23 protein-coding genes are annotated in these 18,464 nt (G+C 58.5%); 12 read left to right on the top strand and 11 right to left on the bottom strand.

Going from position 1 to position 18,464, the window contains the following annotated elements; genetic code table 11:
• The 4 genes from HNR59_RS18725 to HNR59_RS18740 form a co-directional block, all read right to left on the bottom strand.
• The gene (locus tag HNR59_RS18725) at positions 1-825 is read right to left on the bottom strand and encodes a glycosyltransferase family 2 protein (protein ID WP_183832568.1); all 825 of its coding nucleotides are present in this window, start codon (positions 823-825) and stop codon (positions 1-3) included.
• Positions 826-887: 62 nt separating this feature from the next.
• Entirely contained in the window at positions 888-1,940 is a 1,053-nt protein-coding gene (locus HNR59_RS18730; RefSeq protein WP_183832642.1) for a glycosyltransferase family 4 protein, read from the bottom strand.
• Between the two features lie 41 nt (positions 1,941-1,981).
• Positions 1,982-2,455 carry a transcription elongation factor GreA gene (greA, locus tag HNR59_RS18735; RefSeq protein WP_183832569.1) on the bottom strand — a complete coding sequence of 158 codons (474 nt, stop codon included), beginning with the start codon at positions 2,453-2,455 and terminating at the stop codon, positions 1,982-1,984.
• 168 nt (positions 2,456-2,623) lie between these two features.
• Entirely contained in the window at positions 2,624-2,974 is a 351-nt protein-coding gene (locus HNR59_RS18740; protein ID WP_183832643.1) for a DMT family protein, read from the bottom strand.
• 259 nt (positions 2,975-3,233) lie between these two features.
• On the opposite strand from HNR59_RS18740, the gene HNR59_RS18745 reads away from it, so the two are divergent.
• The 4 genes from HNR59_RS18745 to HNR59_RS18760 all read left to right on the top strand — a co-directional run bounded on the left by HNR59_RS18745 (position 3,234) and on the right by HNR59_RS18760 (position 7,250).
• Entirely contained in the window at positions 3,234-3,941 is a 708-nt protein-coding gene (locus HNR59_RS18745; RefSeq protein WP_183832644.1) for an MOSC domain-containing protein, read from the top strand.
• Positions 3,942-4,101: 160 nt separating this feature from the next.
• The gene (locus tag HNR59_RS18750) at positions 4,102-4,953 is read left to right on the top strand and encodes an extensin-like domain-containing protein (RefSeq protein ID WP_183832570.1); all 852 of its coding nucleotides are present in this window, start codon (positions 4,102-4,104) and stop codon (positions 4,951-4,953) included.
• Positions 4,954-5,054: 101 nt separating this feature from the next.
• On the top strand, positions 5,055-5,870 hold the full coding sequence (locus HNR59_RS18755) for an extensin-like domain-containing protein (RefSeq protein WP_183832571.1): 816 nt from the start codon (positions 5,055-5,057) through the stop codon (positions 5,868-5,870).
• 81 nt (positions 5,871-5,951) lie between these two features.
• Complete coding sequence (locus HNR59_RS18760; protein ID WP_183832572.1) at positions 5,952-7,250, top strand: hemolysin family protein; 1,299 nt, start codon at positions 5,952-5,954, stop codon at positions 7,248-7,250.
• 55 nt (positions 7,251-7,305) lie between these two features.
• Here the strand turns inward: HNR59_RS18760 and HNR59_RS18765 are convergent, their stop codons facing one another.
• The gene (locus HNR59_RS18765) at positions 7,306-7,905 is read right to left on the bottom strand and encodes an NADPH-dependent FMN reductase (protein WP_183832573.1); all 600 of its coding nucleotides are present in this window, start codon (positions 7,903-7,905) and stop codon (positions 7,306-7,308) included.
• 84 nt (positions 7,906-7,989) lie between these two features.
• Between HNR59_RS18765 and HNR59_RS18770 the strand changes: the two genes are divergently transcribed.
• Complete coding sequence (locus HNR59_RS18770) at positions 7,990-8,358, top strand: winged helix-turn-helix transcriptional regulator (RefSeq protein ID WP_183832574.1); 369 nt, start codon at positions 7,990-7,992, stop codon at positions 8,356-8,358.
• Between the two features lie 14 nt (positions 8,359-8,372).
• On the opposite strand, the gene HNR59_RS18775 is transcribed toward HNR59_RS18770, so the two are convergent.
• Both HNR59_RS18775 and HNR59_RS18780 read right to left on the bottom strand, forming a co-directional pair.
• Positions 8,373-8,765 carry an acyl-CoA thioesterase gene (locus HNR59_RS18775; RefSeq protein WP_183832575.1) on the bottom strand — a complete coding sequence of 131 codons (393 nt, stop codon included), beginning with the start codon at positions 8,763-8,765 and terminating at the stop codon, positions 8,373-8,375.
• A 293-nt stretch (positions 8,766-9,058) separates the two neighbouring features.
• Positions 9,059-9,301: a DUF1344 domain-containing protein gene (locus HNR59_RS18780; RefSeq protein WP_183832576.1), complete on the bottom strand. Its 243-nt coding sequence runs from the start codon at positions 9,299-9,301 to the stop codon at positions 9,059-9,061.
• 412 nt (positions 9,302-9,713) lie between these two features.
• Between HNR59_RS18780 and HNR59_RS18785 the strand changes: the two genes are divergently transcribed.
• The 4 genes from HNR59_RS18785 to HNR59_RS18800 all read left to right on the top strand — a co-directional run bounded on the left by HNR59_RS18785 (position 9,714) and on the right by HNR59_RS18800 (position 13,976).
• Positions 9,714-9,971: a SemiSWEET family sugar transporter gene (locus HNR59_RS18785; protein WP_210307442.1), complete on the top strand. Its 258-nt coding sequence runs from the start codon at positions 9,714-9,716 to the stop codon at positions 9,969-9,971.
• A 109-nt stretch (positions 9,972-10,080) separates the two neighbouring features.
• Positions 10,081-13,053 (top strand): excinuclease ABC subunit UvrB, encoded by a 2,973-nt coding sequence (gene uvrB / locus HNR59_RS18790; RefSeq protein WP_183832577.1) that lies wholly within the window; start codon positions 10,081-10,083, stop codon positions 13,051-13,053.
• Positions 13,054-13,142: 89 nt separating this feature from the next.
• Positions 13,143-13,577 carry a VOC family protein gene (locus HNR59_RS18795; protein WP_183832578.1) on the top strand — a complete coding sequence of 145 codons (435 nt, stop codon included), beginning with the start codon at positions 13,143-13,145 and terminating at the stop codon, positions 13,575-13,577.
• Positions 13,578-13,604: 27 nt separating this feature from the next.
• Entirely contained in the window at positions 13,605-13,976 is a 372-nt protein-coding gene (locus HNR59_RS18800) for a DUF1428 domain-containing protein (protein ID WP_183832579.1), read from the top strand.
• Between the two features lie 48 nt (positions 13,977-14,024).
• Here the strand turns inward: HNR59_RS18800 and HNR59_RS20845 are convergent, their stop codons facing one another.
• Complete coding sequence (locus tag HNR59_RS20845; RefSeq protein WP_246374853.1) at positions 14,025-14,486, bottom strand: Kazal-type serine protease inhibitor family protein; 462 nt, start codon at positions 14,484-14,486, stop codon at positions 14,025-14,027.
• Positions 14,487-14,845: 359 nt separating this feature from the next.
• On the opposite strand from HNR59_RS20845, the gene HNR59_RS18805 reads away from it, so the two are divergent.
• The 3 genes from HNR59_RS18805 to HNR59_RS18815 all read left to right on the top strand — a co-directional run bounded on the left by HNR59_RS18805 (position 14,846) and on the right by HNR59_RS18815 (position 16,057).
• Complete coding sequence (locus HNR59_RS18805; protein ID WP_183832580.1) at positions 14,846-15,058, top strand: cold-shock protein; 213 nt, start codon at positions 14,846-14,848, stop codon at positions 15,056-15,058.
• A gap of 199 nt (positions 15,059-15,257) precedes the next feature.
• The gene (locus HNR59_RS18810) at positions 15,258-15,470 is read left to right on the top strand and encodes a cold-shock protein (protein ID WP_056105658.1); all 213 of its coding nucleotides are present in this window, start codon (positions 15,258-15,260) and stop codon (positions 15,468-15,470) included.
• A 140-nt stretch (positions 15,471-15,610) separates the two neighbouring features.
• On the top strand, positions 15,611-16,057 hold the full coding sequence (locus tag HNR59_RS18815; protein ID WP_183832581.1) for a BA14K family protein: 447 nt from the start codon (positions 15,611-15,613) through the stop codon (positions 16,055-16,057).
• Positions 16,058-16,164: 107 nt separating this feature from the next.
• Here HNR59_RS18815 and HNR59_RS18820 read toward each other — a convergent pair whose 3' ends face one another.
• From HNR59_RS18820 to HNR59_RS18830, 3 genes are all read right to left on the bottom strand, one after another.
• Positions 16,165-16,806: an MBL fold metallo-hydrolase gene (locus HNR59_RS18820; RefSeq protein WP_183832582.1), complete on the bottom strand. Its 642-nt coding sequence runs from the start codon at positions 16,804-16,806 to the stop codon at positions 16,165-16,167.
• A 148-nt stretch (positions 16,807-16,954) separates the two neighbouring features.
• Positions 16,955-17,263, bottom strand: a complete 309-nt coding sequence (locus tag HNR59_RS18825; RefSeq protein ID WP_183832583.1) for a hypothetical protein — start codon at positions 17,261-17,263, stop codon at positions 16,955-16,957.
• 142 nt (positions 17,264-17,405) lie between these two features.
• Positions 17,406-18,299, bottom strand: a complete 894-nt coding sequence (locus tag HNR59_RS18830; protein WP_183832584.1) for a branched-chain amino acid aminotransferase — start codon at positions 18,297-18,299, stop codon at positions 17,406-17,408.
• Positions 18,300-18,464 lie beyond the last annotated feature (165 nt).

An 18,464-nucleotide genomic window follows, 5' to 3' on the forward strand; every position in this document is an offset into this window, starting at 1 on the left:
TCAGCGTTTTTTCCTTCGTTGCAACGGCTCCGTATCGATCCCCATCAGACGAAGCGTGTGCCAGAATCTCCTCTTGAGAGATTCTCGCCATTTATGCAGATTCTGCCGCCTGAACAGACGATGTATGCCAGTGCCTGATACAGACTTCCTGTAGCCCCACCCACTCCCGTAGTTGGAGCGCTCGTCCCCTGTATGGCGCACGCCGCCGCCGATCAGCCATGCCATGTCGCGATTGTTGGCCTTGTGGTGTCGGCTGATGGATGCCTCGTCTCCAAGCGCCCTGTATCCGCCATTTATCGCCCGGTAATCGCTGGTACGATGCAAGCCGGGATTGAACGTGAAAGTATGCCAAAGAAAATGCAAAGCCGGAAAGGCAAGCTTATAATTTGCCGTGGCGGTTTTTCTTGTCTTCAGGCTGCGGACATAGCGAGGCATGTCGGCATCGTCGCGCACCGTCACCATGATCGCCTGCGGCTCCTGTTCGAGTATCTCAACGGCCCGGGCGATAAAACCTCTGCGCGTGAACAGCCAGTCATCTTCCATGTGGAAGATGTAATCCGATGTGATGTCCGCATAGGCTTTGTCGATGGACGCGATCTGCCCGATATTACCATCATTGAAAATGATGCTATTGGGAACCCCGTCCAGTAAGGGCTGCACCTCATAGATGCCGCGATCATTCGAATCTTCGATGATTATTAGTTCCTCAAGCGGATAGTCGTTGTGCTCGAGAAAACTCTGAAGCGTCTTTTCAAGAAGATCGAACCGTCGACAACTGGTAATGACAGCGGTGACGGTCGGACGGATATTGGCTTCTGTGGTCATGGAAGATTCCGCATCAACGAAATGCCGGATATGCCGTTGCTTTCGCAACATATCGCAAAAATTCAGAGGTCACGTATAACGGATCCATAGACGCCACCGAGTGATCCCACTTCCCGTTCTATGCTGAAACGCGATGCAACATGCGCACGGCTTTCGATTGCCGCAGCGTTTCGTCGGACATCGTCGCCCATCCATTGGGCCGCGGCCGCCATCATCGCATCGGTATCGTCGCGGGGTATGAGCGTTCCTGTCACGCCATCCTCGATCAGTTCGGAGAATGCGCCGACGTCGGTGGCGACCACCGGCACACCGCTGGCCATGGCTTCCAGGGGCGTGAGGCCAAAACCTTCCCATCGCTGTGGAGCTATGAACAGCGACAGAGCGCGATACCACCGTTCGATGTCCTTGTGCTCTCCCACAAAAAGGATCCGGTCGGAAAGCCCGGCTTTATCCACGCGCGCGCGCAAATCAGCCTCAAACCCTGCATGTTCAGCAGTCGCACGGCCGGCAACAATTGCCGACCATTGGGGATGCTTCGGCAGCAAACCGATCATGGCATCGACGAAAAGGTCGGTACCTTTCTGATGCCGAACACGGCCAAAGCAACCAGTATAGAGCTGCTTCGGGTCCAGACCGAGTTCACTCGCAACCTCTCTGCGGTCCGCAGGCGGGTGAAAGCGTTCCGTGTCGATGCCGTGCATGATCACGGTGTTTGGAATTTCCAGATAAGCAGCGGTCTTGCGACTGGTCGCGATCACCGCATCCATGCGGCGGATGAGGAACTTCGTCCAGCGTTTGTGATGGCGCTGTGATGCTGAGGTGAAGACAAGCTTCAGTGGTGCGCGGAATATATCTCTCAGCACCAATCCGGCCAGCATTTCAGGATTGCGGCGCGCATGCCACACGCGAACCGGCGCGTTCTTCGGTCGGCGCAGAAGCCCCGGCACCTGCCACCATCGCAGCTTGGGGAGATGGCCGGGCAAGCCCGGCCCCAGCGTTGCGATGCCGATCGCCCGGGCCTGCAATGGCACGAGCTGGATGATTGTGCTCGTAACACCGGAGAGGCGCTGCTTGAAATTGGGCACGACCACATGGATCTGCGCAACATCGACCAGCGTTTTGCCCATGATCCGGGATTTCCTATCCGGCAGCAGGCTCACGCCCAGCGCAGCTCGACGATCTCATAACCACGCGCCCCACCCGGTGCATTGACCTCGATCGCATCGCCAACCGCCTTGCCGATCAGCGCACGTGCGATCGGAGAAGAAATGGAAATGCGACCTGCTTTCACATCCGCTTCCTGATCGCCGACGATCTGATAAGTCTTTTCTTCCTCGGTGTCCTCGTCCACCAGAACCACGGTAGCTCCGAACTTGATCTTGTCGCCGCTCAGCTTGCTGATATCGATGACTTCGGCACGTGCGATCAGATCCTCGAGCTCGCCGATGCGACCCTCGTTAAGGCTCTGCGCTTCCTTGGCAGAATGATATTCGGCGTTCTCTGAAAGGTCACCATGTGCGCGTGCCTCAGAAATCGCTTCGATGATGCGAGGCCGTTCATCCTGCTGACGCCAACGCAGCTCCTCCTTGAGAGCCTCAAAACCACCGCCTGTCATCGGCACCTTGTTCATAGCTTCACCTTTCCTGCCGTCCGCACTTTTTCCGCGGGTTTTCGACAAAAAGAAAACGGTCCGTCAGGAAACCGACGGAACCGTCAAATTTTGGATTCTCGTCACAATATAGCAAGTGCTGAACGTTTTTCACGTGCTAAAAATCGAGGGCGTTTTCCCGGCTAATGCTCAGGCTCTAAAAATCAACGCAGCGCCACAGGCAATCAGTGCAAACCCTGCAAGATGGTTCCATGTCAAAGCCTCCTTCAGATAAACCACGGAGAACACAGCGAATACGCCAAGCGTGATGACTTCCTGAATCGTCTTCAATTCTGCGGTTGAATAAACCTCCGCACCGATCCGGTTCGCCGGCACCGCCAGCCAATATTCGAAGAAAGCAATTCCCCAGCTCACCAGCACAACCGTGTAGATCGCTGCACTTTTGAATTTCAGATGTCCGTACCATGCGAAGGTCATGAAGACATTCGAGGCAAGCAGCATCAGGATGGGCAGAACCTTGGGAGACAGGAGCGAAGCCAACGGGATAATCCAGTGAAGCGGAAGAGATTGCGCCATTTCAATTGCACCGCTGGCCCTGTCAATCCCACGTGAACCGGCCAAAGCTCGACGTCATGGAAACATGGACGCCAAACCGCATTGCCTTTGAAGGAGGCATGGAGCAAGCAGGAAAGAATTTTGATTGTCGCACGGCAGGAAAACCCCGGGGAGCCGTTCGACATCTGGCCTGCCTGCTGCCTATTTCGAACTGGCGTTCGATAAGGACAAAGTAGTGCTTTCAGTGAGAAATACCCCATTTGCACAGGAGCCAGCCGTTGCTGTTGTTGAAGCGCTCTTCATCGGTGAGCTGGCGCCGCTGGGTCCCCGGCAGGTGCCGAGCGGCATAGACAAGAAGCCGGTTTGTGGCCAGATCGCCATTACGGCCACGGGGTTGCAGGGCGACAATCAAGGCGACACCCGCCACCATGGCGGCCCGGAAAAGGCGGTCCATCACTATCCCGCCGACCACTATGCGGCCTGGAGCGAGGACGGGATCGTGGCCAACGCTCCCGCGTTCGGCGAGAACATCACGACGCTTGGCCTGTCGGAAGCGAATGTCTGCATAGGAGATGTATACCGGTTCGGCTCCGCCCTGCTTCAGGTCAGCCAGGGACGCCAGCCTTGCTGGCGGCTGAATGCGCGCTTCGATCGGTCGGACATGGCGCTGAGAGTTCAGAAAAGCGGCCGGACGGGATGGTATTATCGGGTTCTTGAGGAAGGCCATGCGGCGGCGGGCGACAGTCTCGTTCTGCTGGAACGGCCACAGCCTTGCTGGTCCCTGGAGCGCATCATCGAACTTCTTTACACGCGGACCATGGATCTCGATTCTCTGCGCGATCTCACTTCCTTGCCGGAACTCGCATCCTCGTGGTGTGAGCTTGCCGAAAGACGAATAGCCAGCCGTAAGGTTGAAGACTGGAATCGCCGACTGCACGACAGCCAGAGCTGACGTAATGCGTCCGAAAAGACTCTTCTTTCAATGAAGTACACACCTTTTCGGAATCTTCGCGCGAATGCACGATGGCGCGGACTGGCCCGCCGAGACAATCAGTTACCGAAGGTGATCATGCCTGCGGCAACTGCTTCCGCCCTTTCATCGTTGTCGCTGGATGATCCATATCCGCTTCAGCCTGCTTTCCTTGACGACTGCCATATGCCTGATGGCAGCGCCTGCTTTAGCCAGACAAAAGCCGCCCCAACTTCCCCGGAACGCACCGGTTCCAGAACAGGCGGAACAACAGCAGACACCGCTCCCCCAAAACCGGCCTGACGATGCGCCGGAAGCAATCTCTCCGCCGGACCGCGCACCCACACCCGAGGCAAAGCCTGCACCGCCTGACCAGTCGCAGAAAACGCCTGATGAGAAGCCCTCACTTCCACCAGATCCGCGTTCGGCTGCAATTGCTGCAAAAGAGATGCCTGCGAATGAACTGGCATGCCGGGCAAGGCTTCGCACGATGGGTGTCGTTTTCAGGGAAAAGCCTGCCGAGCGGGATTCAGAAGCTGGCTGTGCTCTGCCCTACCCCATTGTCGTCACAAGATTGGCCACAAACGTGGAACTGTCGCCCGAAGCCGAACTGAATTGCGATATCGCCGAGACTGCCGCACGTTTCACCGCCGACATTGTCCGGCCTGCCGCACGCGACATTATCGGCGCTGATCTCGCAGGCATTAATCAGGCTTCGGCCTATGTCTGCCGCCCGCGCCACAATGGCTCGAAACTGTCCGAGCACGCATTTGGCAATGCGCTCGACATAGCGGCGTTCACCATGAAAGATGGCAGCAGGATCGAAGTCCAGCCTTCGCCCGCCGCAAAACAGCGCCAGTTTCTCGACCATGTAAGAAAGGCCGCGTGCGGACCTTTCAGGACCGTTCTCGGACCCGGCAGCGACCCCGATCATGAAACGCATCTGCATCTCGATCTGGCCCCACGCCGCAACGGTTCCGTTTTTTGCCAGTAAGCCCGCCCCAATGCCGCCACAGGCATGAACGCCGCTGCTGATCTTTCCTTTACCCTTCGCAGCTAAGCTTTGCATTCCAAGGGAACAGAGTTTGGTTCGTCATGGCCGGGAAATCCCCCAGCGCATCACCCGGCGCCCCCTTTTTGCGGCGCCTTGTCAGGCTCTCAAGCGGCATCGCCATCTTTGCCGCAATCACCGGCCTGTCAGCCTGCAACACCGGCAGCGTCCTCGATCTTCAGCCTGCCGTAGACGTTGGAACACAGACGTCTGCCGTGCAGGCAGGGGTCGGCATGCAGGCATTGGTACCGTCAAACCCCTATCTGACGGCGGCCTATCCGCGTTTCGACCGGCCCATGCCGCAGAGCACCCAGCTTCCGCAGGAAGAGGTGGAATGCCGCAAGGAATTGAAACGGCTGCGCGTGGCCTACACCGATCTCGCGCCCATCAATGACGGCGGCCAATGCGGCATTGATCACCCCGTGAAGGTAACGGCAATCGGTGGCGTGGAAATGAAACCGGCAGCGACGCTGACCTGTGCCATGGCCGCAAGCTTCGCCAGCTGGACCCGAAACGAACTGACACCGGCCGCACGCTGGCGCTATCTTTCCAGCGTCAAATCGATACGGCAAGGCTCCAGCTATTCCTGCCGCAAGATACGCGGCGAAGGGGTTCTGTCCGAGCATGGCAAAGGCAACGCGCTCGACGTGATGGCGATCGAGCTGAACAATGGCAAGCTCATCGACGTTCGCAAACCCGGCCTGTTCGCGTTCCGCGAGCGCGGGCTGCTCAACACCGTGCGCGCCGACGGCTGTTCGTATTTCACCACGGTTCTTGGTCCCGGCTACAACTACGATCACCGCGATCATTTTCACTTCGACATAAAAAACCGCAGAAACGGCTACCGGGCCTGCAGATAACGCATCGTTGATGCGAATAACAATCAATGCGGCTGATTTGCTCTCTTTTCCAGAGGGGCTCCGGGGTGCTAATGAGCATTCATGCTATACACTGAAATCGCCATCGTGGTCGTCCTCATCTGCGTGAACGGCCTGCTGGCCATGTCGGAACTTGCGATCGTTTCGTCTCGTCCGGCGCGCCTCAAGACGATGGTTGACCGAAATGTCCGCGGCGCAGCGCGCGCGCTGGAACTGGGCGCCAACCCGGGCAAGTTCCTGTCGACCGTCCAGATCGGCATCACGCTCGTAGGCGTGCTCTCGGGTGCCTTCTCAGGAGCTACGCTGGGTGATCGCCTCTCCAAGCTTCTTGCTGCTTCCGGCATGTCTGCCGGAGTTGCGCAGCCGCTAGGCGTGGGCATCGTGGTAGCGCTCATCACCTATGCCTCGCTCATCATCGGCGAACTCGTGCCGAAGCAGATCGCGCTTCGCGATCCCGAGCGCATCGCTTCGAAGGTCGCCGGGCCGATGTCCGTTCTGGCGACGGTTTGTGCTCCTCTGGTATGGCTGCTGGACCTTTCAGGAAGGTCGGTGCTTTGGCTTCTCGGCCAGCGCGGCGAAAGCGAGGAAAAGGTCACAGACGAAGAGATCAAGATGATCGTCGCCGAGGCGGAGCATCAGGGCACCATCGAATCCGACGAGCGGCGCATGATCGCCGGCGTGATGCGGTTGGGTGACCGGGCGGTGCGCGCGGTCATGACCCCACGCACGGATGTCGACTGGCTTAACGTCCAGTCTGACGAGGCCACGATTCGCCGGGTGCTGATGGAAAGCCCGCACTCGCGCCTGCCCGCCGCCGACGGCAATGTCGACAACATGATAGGCGTGGTGCAGACACGCGATATCCTCGCAACGCTGCTCGCCGGAAAACCGCTCGATACGCGCAAGCATGTGCAGCAGGCGCCAATCGTCCACGATCAGGCCGACGCGCTCGATGTGCTTGCAAAGCTCAAGGAAGCCGACATGCCGATGGCGCTCGTGCATGACGAATACGGCCACTTTGAAGGCGTGGTGACGCCAGCGGATATTCTGGAAGCAATCACCGGCGTCTTCCGCTCCGATCTGGATGAGGACGATTCCGACGAAACCGCGTTCCAGCGTGAGGACGGCTCATGGCTGCTGGCCGGCTACATGCAGGCCGATGAAATGGCGGACATGATCGGTATCGATCTGCCGGAAAATCGCGACTACGAAACCGTTGCCGGATATGTTCTGTCGCATATGCATCATTTGCCGGCCACGGGCGAAACGGTCGATGCACAGGGCTGGCGTTTCGAGGTGGTCGATCTGGACGGCCGACGCATAGACAAGGTTCTGGCTACCAAACTGCCAGCTGCGAGCTGAAAACGAAGAAAAGGGCCCCGGAAACAACCGAGGCCCTTTTTTCCTGCCGATGCCGTCAGGCTGCCTTGACCTGCGCTTCGGCCACGCGCGCGGCGCGCAACGCCCTGGCCCACCATACCATATCCTCCAGAAGCGCATCCGCACCTTCCTTCAGATGCGCCAGATCCGCAATGTCCTGTCCCTGCAGGATTGCGACGAAATCGTTGCGAAGGATATGAACCGCAGCGCGGACGGGAGCCATCTGCATCTCGACTGCGATCTGCCGCAGGTGCTCCACCGCCCTCGCCCCACCCACGCCGCCATAGCCGACGAAACCGGCAGGCTTGCGAAACACCTGCGCCCCGGCATAGTCGAAGGCGTTCTTGAGCACACCAGTCGGCGCATGGTTGTATTCGGCTGCCGTGAAAACATAGCCATCGAACTCTTCCAGCTTTTCCTGCCAGCGGCGGGCATGCTCGTCCTTCGAAGGCGCCCACAGCGGTGACGCATCCTCCGCGAACAATGCCATCGGATAATCCCTGAGGTCGACGATTTCGGCTTCTGCATCGTCCCTCTGATTGATGAGATCGGCGATCCAGCGAGCAGGCTTTTCGGCAAAGCGCTTTTCCCGGATGGATCCGATGACGACGGCGAGCCTGACTTTGGAAGACGGCATGCATATTCTCCATTGAGAGTGGTATAAAAAAGAAACCGACACTATTTATGTAACCTTGGAGCATCAGCGCAAGGAGGCACTTTTTTGAAACCAAGGCACGATCACCGCAGTGAGGATTGCCGCGCCATCAGCGCGCTCCTGCAACGTGTCGGCGACAAATGGACGGTGCTGGTCGTGACGACACTCGGCAAAGGACCGATGCGCTTCAGCGAGCTGAGGTATGCAATTGGCGGTATTTCGCAGAAGATGCTGACGACCACCCTGCGCAGCCTGGAACGCGACGGCTTCGCCACGCGCACCGTTTTTCCCACCATACCGCCGAGGGTGGATTATGAGCTGACGAATCTGGGCCGCGAGCTTCTGGTTCCTGTAACCGCGCTCAGCGAATGGGCCCGCGCCAATACCGAGCGGATCAACAAGGCCCGGGCGCGTTTCGATGCAACCGTGAAATGACAGGTGGAGGCGAGTTACTCGCCCGGAACACGGGTCGGCTTGCCTTCGTCATCCAGCGCCACCATGACGAAATCGGCATGCGTGACCATTTCCATGAGCTCGGACAGATAGCGCTGGGCCCAGGCCTCCACTTTCAACGTCATCGAACTGCGTCCAACGCGCTCTATGCGAGTATAGATGCACAGCGTATCGCCGATCTTGACCGGCTTTGCGAAGGACATTTCCTTCACCGCCGCCGTCACCACGCGGCCACGCGCGCGTTCGGCTGCTCTGATGCCGCAGGCAAGATCCATCTGTGCCATCACCCAGCCGCCGAAGATATCGCCGGCCGCATTGGCATCGGCGGGCATGGCCAACGTGCGCAGCGTGAGCTCCCCCTGCGGCGCGCCGTTCACATATTGCACCATGCCTGACCTCCGGATTTTTTTGCTTTCATGGCGTAGCCATCCAATGAAGACACGTCAACAGCCCGAAGAAAACCCTGCGCAAAATCAAGTGATTGCCGTATTTTCCGGAATCGATTTGCCAGAAAAACGTGTCGATGCCTCAGCCTGTGTATCACAAGCTCTTCACCCGCCATCACCAGACTACGGCCGTGATGGCAGCAATTCCTTTCCACATTCAACACGCTCATCAGGCAGGTAATGAAAAAGCCGGCCCCTGCGGGGACCGGCTGAAACTCGTTGTCTGAACTGGTTTCTTACGCAGCAGATTCGATCGACGTCACCAACCCTGTCGTATCGTCTACGGTCACCACGACATTGGCGCCCACCGACAACTGGTCGACCGCGGCTTCCGGTGGCAACTGATAGATCTTGCCGTCATCGAGCGTGATCGATTTGGTTTCGGGATCGACCGCCTGGATCGTGCCCTGCACGGTTGCCGCATATGCGGTGCTGAGAAGTGCGAGAAGGGCAGCGGCGGTTGCGAGTGTCTTTTTCATGTCGGATACTCCGTTTTTGGCGGTTTTCCTCAGGCAACCCGGCGTGCGAACTGCCCTGCGACACCCGGAAGCTATGTGACCCGATCCCGATTTCAAATCACGAAAGATAACTTTTCCAAACATTATCAGCGGCTTATTTCTGACACATTGGCGCCTTTGCCGGGCATTCAGCGTCTCGCCTATCGTCCCTGTATTACAGGTCTTTGCCTTCAAAAGGAATCGGTTGCACCCCACCGGACACAAAGCATGACAGCCACACCGATGCCCGATTGCAGAGCCCGGGCCGATCACGGCGCGCCGGCGAAAAAATGCCTGCGAACACATTTTGTTTCATTGGTCCAGCCTCTGAGCCAGCTTTCCAGCGAGAAGCAAATCTGCCATATCGACAGTGGCGCTTATCGGAGCCTCCACCTTGTTTTACTGGATCGAAGCCATAGGCGCGTGTGCCGCGCTCATCACGACGCTCGGCTGGGTTCCGCAGGTCGTCAAGCTTGCGCGCGAGCGCAAGGCTGACGATATTTCGCTGGCAGCCACGAGCGCCATAGCCGCAGGTGTCGCCCTTTGGGCCGTCTACGGCGTGCTCATCGGCTCCTGGCCGGTTATTGTCGCCAACATACTCACGCTTCTTTTCGTGGGCGCCATCGTGCTCATGAAATTGCGCTTTGGTTGAAGCCTGCTGACAACCTGCTGTCAGCAGAGCATCCGGGCAGCAGGCCCGGCCGCAGGCTTGTGTTCCGCTGCCCCTTTCCATTTGCGGCGAGTCCACCCATATTCGGCCTATGTCCAAATCCTCCCCGAAACCGGCGCAGCCCCAGCGGCGCAGTCCTCTTACCGACTTTCATGACGCCAGCGAACCGCTGCGCGACGGCGGTTTTGCCGAAGCACCGCAGAGCGAATTTTCGGGAGCGCCTCTGTCTGGTTCAATAGCGGATTGGGCGGAGCAGATTTCGCAGGAAGCCGAACAGCAGCGACTATCTGCAACTCAAGGCAAGGGTACCGATAAAGCCTCTGGCAAAACAGCGAAGAAAGTCGCGCCGCGCTCCGCCTCGCCCACGCGCACGGCGCGTGGCACCTCGATGGGTGGAGCAGCTTCCGCCAAGGACCGCGCTGCAGCAGGTCTGAACCCGGTGGCTGGCCTCGACATCTCGCTTGAAGATGCCGCTTCCCTGCCCAAGTCCGCGGTTACCGCAACGGTACAGGCTTTGTCCGACCTGATCGAAAGCGGCAATCCGCTGCACAAGAACGGCAAGATCTGGACCCCGCACCGCCCTGCCCGGCCGGAAAAATCTGAAGGCGGCATTCCGATAAGCATGGAATCCGACTTCCAGCCCGCCGGCGACCAGCCGACAGCTATCAGGGATCTGGTCGAGGGCATTTCCAACGACGACCGCACGCAGGTCCTGCTTGGCGTGACCGGTTCCGGCAAGACCTTCACCATGGCGAAGGTGATCGAGGAGACGCAGCGCCCTGCCCTGATCCTGGCGCCCAACAAGACCCTAGCCGCACAGCTCTATGCGGAGTTCAGGAAATTCTTCCCGAACAATGCGGTGGAGTATTTCGTCTCTTACTACGACTACTACCAACCCGAGGCCTACGTGCCTCGCACGGACACCTATATCGAGAAGGAATCCTCCATCAACGAGCAGATCGACCGCATGCGCCACTCGGCCACGCGGTCGCTGCTGGAGCGCGACGACGTCATCATCGTCGCTTCGGTTTCGTGCATCTATGGTATCGGCTCGGTCGAAACCTATACCGCCATGACCTTCCAGATGCAGGTTGGCGACCGGCTCGACCAGCGCCAGTTGCTGGCTGACCTTGTTGCCCAGCAATACAAACGGCAGGACGCGAATTTCGTGCGCGGTTCCTTCCGGGTGCGCGGCGACACAATCGAGATTTTCCCGGCTCACCTTGAGGACCGTGCCTGGCGCGTCTCTCTGTTCGGAGACGAGATCGACGCGATCACCGAGTTCGATCCGCTCACCGGCAACAAGACCGGCGATCTCAAGAGCGTGAAAATCTACGCGAATTCGCACTATGTCACGCCGCGCCCGACCTTGAATCAGGCTATCAAGTCCATCAAGGAAGAATTGCAGCAGCGCCTGCAAGAGCTTGAAAAGGCTGGTCGCCTGCTGGAAGCGCAAAGGCTGGAGCAGCGCACGCGCTTCGACCTCGAAATGCTGGAAGCCACGGGCTCATGCGCCGGCATCGAGAACTATTCGCGCTATCTTACCGGCCGTGCGCCGGGCGACCCGCCGCCGACCCTGTTCGAATATGTGCCGGACAATGCGCTGGTCTTCATCGACGAGAGCCATGTCACCATCCCCCAGATCGGCGGCATGTACCGCGGCGACTTCCGCCGCAAGGCAACACTGGCGGAGTATGGCTTCCGTTTGCCGTCCTGCATGGACAACCGGCCCCTGCGCTTCGAGGAGTGGGATGCCATGCGCCCGCTCAGCGTGGCGGTGTCGGCAACGCCGGGCGGTTGGGAAATGGAGCAGGCCGGCGGTGTGTTCGCCGAGCAGGTCATTCGCCCCACCGGGCTGATCGACCCGCCCGTCGAGGTTCGTCCGGCGAAATCGCAGGTCGACGACGTTCTCGGAGAAATCCGCGAGACGACGAAAAAAGGCTATCGCACGCTGGTGACGGTGCTGACCAAGCGCATGGCCGAGGACCTCACGGAATATCTGCATGAGCAGGGCATTCGCGTGCGTTACATGCATTCCGACATCGATACTCTCGAGCGCATCGAGATCCTGCGCGACCTGCGCCTCGGAGCCTTTGACGTTCTGGTCGGCATCAACCTCCTGCGCGAGGGGCTCGACATTCCCGAATGCGGTTTCGTGGCCATCCTCGATGCGGACAAGGAAGGTTTCCTGCGTTCTGAAACCTCATTGATCCAGACCATCGGCCGCGCTGCGCGCAATGTCGACGGCAAGGTCATTCTCTACGCCGACCAGATCACCGGCTCGATGGAGCGCGCCATGGCGGAAACCAACCGCCGCCGCGAGAAGCAGCTCGAGTACAACAAGGCAAACGGCATCACCCCGGAATCGGTCAAGTCGCGCATCGCGGACATTCTTGAATCGGTCTACGAGAAGGATCATGTCCGCGCCGACATCTCTCAGTTCACAGACGATGCCGGCCAGATGATGGGCAACAATCTCAAGGCGCATCTGGAGCATCTGCAGAAGAAAATGCGGGATGCCGCTGCCGACCTCAATTTCGAGGAAGCAGCCCGTCTTCGCGACGAGGTCAAGCGGCTCACCGAACTGGAGCTTCAGATTTCCGACGACCCGCTGGCGAAATACGCCGAATCCGAGAGCCCGGTGTCGGGGCGGGAAAAAGGCAAGCATAACAAAGGGCGCGCACGGCATAAGGCCGTGGAAGATGGACCTGAAAACACGTCCCTGTTCTCCAAGCCCTCGCTGGACGATATGGGGCCTGGAACCGACATGCCGACCCCGGCAGGAGCAGTTTCACGGTCTCTGTTCAAGAAACAGTCGGCGCAGGAAGCTCATGGTTCCGATTTCGGCCTCCCGGATGGTGACAAGTCCCTGTTCCGAAAGAACACGCTCGACGAAATGACCGTAGGGCGCACCGAAAAGCCCGTTGACGGCAGAAAACCGGCAAAGCCGGATGATGTGAAACCCGTCAGGCGGGAGCGTATCGGCATCGGCTCATACGAGGACGCGGCCGATATCGCGAAAAGCCGGCGTCGTCCTTCCAAGACCGGGAAGCCGGGGAAATAACCTCGCGGTGGCGGATACCTCCGCCACCCGTAGCTCGTCGTCGTCATACGTCCTGTGGGGGCTCGCAATGTCAAACCCGGGAGAAGCACATGAACGATGCAGACGCGAAAACCCAGACCCCGCCCATGCCGAAGGCGCTCGGCGGCCTCACCCCTTACCTCCAGGTGGACGGTGCACTGAAGGCGGCTGAATTCTACCGGAGAGCCTTTGGCGCAGAGCAGGTGTATGCCGTGCCACCCGACGAGCATGGCCGGACCATGCACGTTCATCTCTACGTCAACGGCTCCAGCCTGATGCTGTGTGACGCCTATCCGGAACACGGGCATCCGCATCAGCCGGTTCAGGGCTGCACGATGCAACTTCATCTGACGGCAGAAAACATCGACTCGTGGTGGAAGCGCGCTGTCGACACCGGCTGCGAAGTTGTGATGCCGCTTGACGTGATGTTCTGGGGTGATCGCTGGGGCAGCCTTCGCGACCCATTCGGGGTCGCCTGGGCAATGAATGCGCCGGTCAGCTCGTAAACAGACCAAAGCTGAAGGAGGAGAGTAATGTCATATGTTGATGGTTTCCTGCTCGCAGTGCCAAAGGCCCAGCTTGAGGAATACAAGGCAATGGCTCGCAAGGCCTGCGACGTATGGATGGAGCATGGTGCCCTTGCCTATGCGGAATGCACTGGCGAGGACGTACCTTATGGCGAACTTACATCGTTCCCGCGCGCCGTTCAGGCCAAAGAAGACGAGATCGTGATCTTTTCGTGGATCGTATACAAATCACGCAAGGATCGGGATGAAATCCTTGAAAAGGTGATGGCCGATCCACGCCTGAAAGGCGATATGGAAAATATGCCCTTCGATGGAAAGCGCATGATCTTCGGTGGCTTCGATTGCTTCCTGAATGCCCAGAAGGGTCAGGCACTCTAGAAAAAAGGGGCGGACCTTTTTGACCCGCCCCTTTCAAATCGTAAAAGTTCAGCGGCAGCTGCCGTTGCCGACGATCCGCCAATCTGCTGCCCTTGCTTCGCAGGCATTCGGGAAGGTGCGCAGCTGTCCGCGGCTGGATGCACACACGGGAGCGTATTCACGTGTGCAGGCTCCTTGCGGGCGGCCGGGCCGTTCTGGCCGCGTCCCGGGCCGATCGGAACCGGGGCGACCATCCCAGCCGGGCCTGTTTCCACCGGACCTGCATGCGCCCTCATGGCTGATCCTGTATCCGTTGGCTCTTGCCTGGCAGCTGTTGCCGAAGGTCCGGCTTTCCGAGCCACGCACGCCGCAAACCGGTGCGTATTCCATGGTACAGGCCTGTGCCGGCGGGCGCGGGCGTGGTGGCGGAGGCCTGTAGCCGGGCCCATCATCGACAGCCACGCAAGCCGCCAGCATGCCGGACGCCAGCAACACTGCAGCTCCCGACAGAAAAACACTTCTGAATCTCATCAATTCCCTCTCCTGTGTGCTAGTGGCAGCGCCAACAACGCGCTACAAGGCTTACAGTTCCGGATGCCGCCCGCAAGCCGTTGAGTTCCATTGGCCTAAGAGTGCCCTGCCCTGGCTTTGAAAAGGCGCGGTCTTGCCACAGTCACAAATCCGTGCGATAAGTTCAATGTTCGGGTATTTGCATCCCGGAGAATGGAACGTTTTGGACGACTCTTTTCCCGATATCGTGAATCTCTGACAACCCCGTTCTGGCGGGGGGTTACCCGTGCGCGAATGCATGACCGCCGAGCAACCACCGGACCTCTGACTGCCCTGGCAAACGAGGTTCTGAATGACGATAGGGCGAAGGAGTTCTCCCAATGTCCCAGACCGGAACTGTAAAATTCTTCAACAGCACCAAAGGCTTCGGCTTCATCACGCCTGATGGCGGCGCCAAGGACGTTTTTGTCCATATTTCTGCGATCGAGGCCTCCGGCTTGCGTACTCTGGTTGATGGCCAGAAGGTTACTTTCGATGTTGAGCCTGACCGCATGGGCAAAGGCCCCAAGGCTGTCAATCTTCGCGCTGCGTGATTCCGGCTGCAAATGCAGTTAAGACAGAGGCGCGACAACAAAGGTCGCGCCTTTTCTGTTTCATGGCCGGAAACTATGATGAAGAGGCGAAAGACTCAAAGTTTCTGTTGCCGTTGAAGTGAAAATAAAGGACAAATTCCGTCCTCGGGTATTTTACAATCCCGACATAAAGACTGTGGGACTTATAAGGGAGCATCCCATGCCGCAGACCGGCACCGTAAAATTCTTCAATCACGCCAAAGGCTTCGGTTTCATCACGCCTGACGATGGTGCCAAGGACGTCTTCGTCCACATCTCTGCCGTTCAGGCTTCGGGCCTTCCCGGTCTTGAGGACGGACAGAAAGTTACCTTCGAGACCGAGCCGGACAAGCGCGGCAAGGGCCCCAAGGCGGTCAATCTCACCGTCGGCTGATACACGGCGGAACATCTGGCCGGCGGTTACGTTTAACGGACAATACACCGTTTCGTTCAGCCGCCGTTCAGGCACGGTCCCTTATCTCTCGGTGCAACATCGAACCGGTAACGGCGGTGGGCTTCGAACAGGAGACCGTCATGAACAGATTTTTCAAGGCTTGCGTGCTGTCGACGGCAGTTGTCGCAACCACATTAAGCGCCCTGCCCGCCGCCGAGGCTCGTGACTGGCGGCGCGGTGGTTATGGTGGTCACGGAGGCTATTATGGCCATGACTACAATCGCCACCACAAGCGCTCCAGGGGTGACGCTGTAGCAGCCGGCGTTATCGGGCTCGCCGCTGGCGCGCTGATCGGCGGTGCACTGGCTTCACAGCCTCGCTACTACGAGCCAGAACCTACCTACGTTATCCGCGAACCGCGACCGGCTCCGTACCGCACATATCGTAACGACACCTATCGTGCATCCTACGAGCCCTGGAGCCCGCAATGGTACAGGTACTGCTCGGATCGCTATCGTAGCTTCGATGCGCGCTCCGGCACGTTCCTTGGATATGATGGCCAAAGGCATTTCTGCCAGGCCAATTGAGTCAAAGGGAACGACTTTTCACAAAGTCTCCAAACGCATCATATCGTTTCAAAATAAAAAGGAGCGCTCAGAGCGCTCCTTTTTATTTTGAGGTCGCTGAAAGCACGTTACACGAGAAAAGGATTTGAGCGCCGCTCCTCTCCGAAGCGCCCTCCCGGACCGTGGCCACAGATAAAGCCGATGTCATCTCCGAGAGGAAGAAGCTTTTCCCTGATAGAACGGATCAGCGCAGGATGATCACCACCTGGCAGGTCGGTACGCCCTACGGACCCGCGAAACAGAACGTCGCCAACATGAGCGAATTTCGCCGCACGATTGTAATAGACGACATGGCCCGGCGCATGACCGGGACAATGCAGGACCTCAAACTCATGAGATCCGAACGATACCCTGTCGCCCTCCACCAGAAAACGATCCGGCTCGCAGTTGCGCACGGCCCCTGTCAGCCCGAAACGGTGCGCCTGGTTTTCGAGATTTGCCAGCAGTGGCCGGTCATCCTCATGCGAGCCCAGAATTTCCACACCAAGCGCGTCTTTGAGTTCCATCGCGCCGCCGGCATGATCAATATGTCCATGCGTGAGCCAGATGGCTGTGGCAGTGATGCCGTTGTCCTTCAGGGCTGCAAGAATTCGATCCACGTCTCCGCCGGGATCGACGACGACACCGACCTTGTCCTCCTCATCGAAAAGGATGGTACAATTCTGCTGAAACGGCGTGACGGGAACGATGCCGGCATTGATCTGACCCATGATGATCCTTTCGTTGTCGGCATTGCCGCGGTCGGTAAATCGCCCCTGATGTAGGATCGGAGTTGACCGGCGTCCACTGCAATCACGAATTGCGCAAACACAAAGGGCGGCCGAAGCCGCCCTTTGCCCGTGCAAACATGGTTTGCGGCTATTTCTTCATGGCGTTCATGACCGCACCGACAATGCCGGTGAGGATTGCGCCGCCACCAGCACCGCCGATGATGTTGTTCAGGTTGAGGGCCCCGCCGAGACCTTCTGCCGCTGCCGTTGCTGCTGCCGGATCGATACCGCCGCCCAACAGGCTTCCGAGGATGGCCGCACCGCCGACACCCCCGATCGCACCGCTGAGAATTTTGGGAAGCTGGCCCATTGCGGCCTGTTTGACTGCCGCACCGACGGCCTGACCACCGATAATACCGGTGACGATCTGCACGATGATAGGAAGAAGCGTTTCCATCCGTGATCCCTCTCGAAAATCCCGACTCGCCTGAGCCGGATTTTTTCACTGAGACTCTGATTTCACCGAATGTCAAACCGACATAGACAAAGGGGAATGGTGATGAACCATTCCCCTTTCGAAATCGAAATAAATTAGATTTTTATTCCGCAGCGATCGCCTGCTTCGGCTGCACGGCAGCCGAATAGTCGTTCATAAGATTCTTGGCGATCTCACCAACCTCGAAGCGATACGGACCGATCTCCGACACCGGTGTGACCTCTGCAGCCGTACCTGTCAGGAAGCACTGCTCGAAACCTTCGAGTTCCTCTGGCTGAATCGCGCGCTCGATAACCTCGTAGCTGCGATCGCGGGCAAGGCCGATCACAGTGCGGCGGGTAATGCCGTCGAGGAAGCAATCGGGCGTCGGCGTATGGATCTTGCCATCCTTGACGAAGAAGATGTTGGCGCCGGTCGCCTCAGCAACCTGCCCGCGCCAGTCGAGCATCATGGCGTCGGCGTAGCCCTTCGCTTCAGCCGCATGCTTGGAAATCGTGCAGATCATATAGAGGCCGGCAGCCTTCGATTTCGACGGAGCAGTGCGCGGATCTGGACGACGATACTCGGCAATGTCGAGGCGAATGCCCTTGAGCTTCTGTTCCGGATCGAAGTAGCTCGGCCACTGCCAGATCGCGATCGCAACGTTGATGCGGTTGTTCTGGGCCGAAACACCCATCTGCTCGCTGCCGCGCCATGCGATCGGGCGCACATAGGCGTCCTTGAAGCCCTGCTTCTTCAGCAGTTCGGCGCAGGCTTCATCGATCTCTGCAACAGAGTAAGGAATCTTGAAGCCAAGAATACGGGCCGATTCGTGCAGGCGCTCCGTATGTTCCGTCAGCTTGAAAATCTCACCGCCATAGGCCCGCTCGCCTTCGAATACGGCGCTGGCATAGTGAAGTCCGTGCGTAAGTACATGAATCTTGGCGTCCGCCCATTTGACGAACTCACCATTCATCCAGATATAGCCGTCGAGCTGGTCGAAGGAAACGGATGCCATGACATAACCTCCCGCGAGCAACCTTGCCCGCATAAGTCTGTGTGTTGAATTTTGATCCGGCAGCGACGAAAGCCCGCCAAACGGAAGCCTAGGCCCATATTGTGGCCATGGCAAACTCAGGAAGTTCCGGATTTCCGGCTCAGCCTTGCGTTTTCGGTCGCAATA

Origin of the sequence: Aquamicrobium lusatiense, from assembly GCF_014201615.1 — a bacterium.
In the GTDB taxonomy this organism is placed as follows: domain Bacteria; phylum Pseudomonadota; class Alphaproteobacteria; order Rhizobiales; family Rhizobiaceae; genus Mesorhizobium; species Mesorhizobium lusatiense.

Excerpts from the sequence above, each read along its gene's own strand:
- HNR59_RS18725 (WP_183832568.1), bottom strand. The coding sequence starts at position 825 with ATGACCACAGAAGCCAATATCCGTCCGACCGTCACCGCTGTCATTACC.
- greA (WP_183832569.1), bottom strand. The coding sequence starts at position 2,455 with ATGAACAAGGTGCCGATGACAGGCGGTGGTTTTGAGGCTCTCAAGGAG.
- HNR59_RS18750 (WP_183832570.1), top strand. The coding sequence starts at position 4,102 with ATGATCCATATCCGCTTCAGCCTGCTTTCCTTGACGACTGCCATATGC.
- HNR59_RS18755 (WP_183832571.1), top strand. The coding sequence starts at position 5,055 with ATGGCCGGGAAATCCCCCAGCGCATCACCCGGCGCCCCCTTTTTGCGG.
- HNR59_RS18760 (WP_183832572.1), top strand. The coding sequence starts at position 5,952 with ATGCTATACACTGAAATCGCCATCGTGGTCGTCCTCATCTGCGTGAAC.
- HNR59_RS18765 (WP_183832573.1), bottom strand. The coding sequence starts at position 7,905 with ATGCCGTCTTCCAAAGTCAGGCTCGCCGTCGTCATCGGATCCATCCGG.
- HNR59_RS18775 (WP_183832575.1), bottom strand. The coding sequence starts at position 8,765 with ATGGTGCAATATGTGAACGGCGCGCCGCAGGGGGAGCTCACGCTGCGC.
- HNR59_RS18780 (WP_183832576.1), bottom strand. The coding sequence starts at position 9,301 with ATGAAAAAGACACTCGCAACCGCCGCTGCCCTTCTCGCACTTCTCAGC.
- uvrB (WP_183832577.1), top strand. The coding sequence starts at position 10,081 with ATGTCCAAATCCTCCCCGAAACCGGCGCAGCCCCAGCGGCGCAGTCCT.
- HNR59_RS18795 (WP_183832578.1), top strand. The coding sequence starts at position 13,143 with ATGAACGATGCAGACGCGAAAACCCAGACCCCGCCCATGCCGAAGGCG.
- HNR59_RS18800 (WP_183832579.1), top strand. The coding sequence starts at position 13,605 with ATGTCATATGTTGATGGTTTCCTGCTCGCAGTGCCAAAGGCCCAGCTT.
- HNR59_RS20845 (WP_246374853.1), bottom strand. The coding sequence starts at position 14,486 with ATGAGATTCAGAAGTGTTTTTCTGTCGGGAGCTGCAGTGTTGCTGGCG.
- HNR59_RS18805 (WP_183832580.1), top strand. The coding sequence starts at position 14,846 with ATGTCCCAGACCGGAACTGTAAAATTCTTCAACAGCACCAAAGGCTTC.
- HNR59_RS18810 (WP_056105658.1), top strand. The coding sequence starts at position 15,258 with ATGCCGCAGACCGGCACCGTAAAATTCTTCAATCACGCCAAAGGCTTC.
- HNR59_RS18815 (WP_183832581.1), top strand. The coding sequence starts at position 15,611 with ATGAACAGATTTTTCAAGGCTTGCGTGCTGTCGACGGCAGTTGTCGCA.
- HNR59_RS18820 (WP_183832582.1), bottom strand. The coding sequence starts at position 16,806 with ATGGGTCAGATCAATGCCGGCATCGTTCCCGTCACGCCGTTTCAGCAG.
- HNR59_RS18825 (WP_183832583.1), bottom strand. The coding sequence starts at position 17,263 with ATGGAAACGCTTCTTCCTATCATCGTGCAGATCGTCACCGGTATTATC.
- HNR59_RS18830 (WP_183832584.1), bottom strand. The coding sequence starts at position 18,299 with ATGGCATCCGTTTCCTTCGACCAGCTCGACGGCTATATCTGGATGAAT.